Origin of the sequence: Luteimonas sp. TWI662, from assembly GCF_039673825.1 — a bacterium.
Taxonomy (GTDB): Bacteria; Pseudomonadota; Gammaproteobacteria; order Xanthomonadales; family Xanthomonadaceae; genus Luteimonas.
Genome location: NZ_JBDJMI010000060.1, coordinates 1 through 562 on the forward strand (window position 1 = coordinate 1; position 562 = coordinate 562).

The 562-nt window shown below is 72.8% G+C and carries 1 protein-coding gene; it reads left to right on the forward strand.

The annotated features are described in order from the left end of the window. Window position 1 precedes the first annotated feature (1 nt). The coding region (locus ABE488_RS17735; RefSeq protein ID WP_346449711.1) for an SIS domain-containing protein at window positions 2–562 on the forward strand (561 nt) is incomplete at its 3' end.

The window sequence follows — 562 nt, forward strand, 5'->3', positions numbered from 1 at the left end:
GATGCCCAGTCCTGACCTTCTCGGCCTGCCCGAACCCGACCTGGCCGCCAGCGGCGCGCTGTGGACCGCGCGCGAGATCGAACAGCAGCCGCGCATGCTCCTGCGCACCCAGGCGCTGGTCGCCGGGATGGCCGAGCAGCTCGCCGCCTTCATCGCGCCGGTGTCGGGCGACCCGACGGCGCGGGTGATCCTGACCGGCGCCGGTACCTCGGCCTATATCGGCGAATGCCTGGCGCCGTGGCTCGACCGGACCCTCGCTGCGCGCGTCGATGCGGTGCCCACGACCGACCTGGTCAGCGCGCCGCGGCTGTATCTCGATCCCGGTCGGCCGCTGCTGCTGGTGTCCTTCGGGCGCTCGGGCAACAGCCCCGAGAGCGTGGCGGCGGTCGAGCTGGCCGAGGCGCTGGTCGCCGATGTGCGCCACCTGGTGGTGACCTGCAACGCCGACGGCGCGCTGGGCCGGGTCGCGGTGCGGCGGTCGATGACCCTGCTGCTGCCGCCCGAAACCCACGACGTCAGCTTCGCGATGACCTCGAGCTTCAGCTGCATGATGCTCGCGACG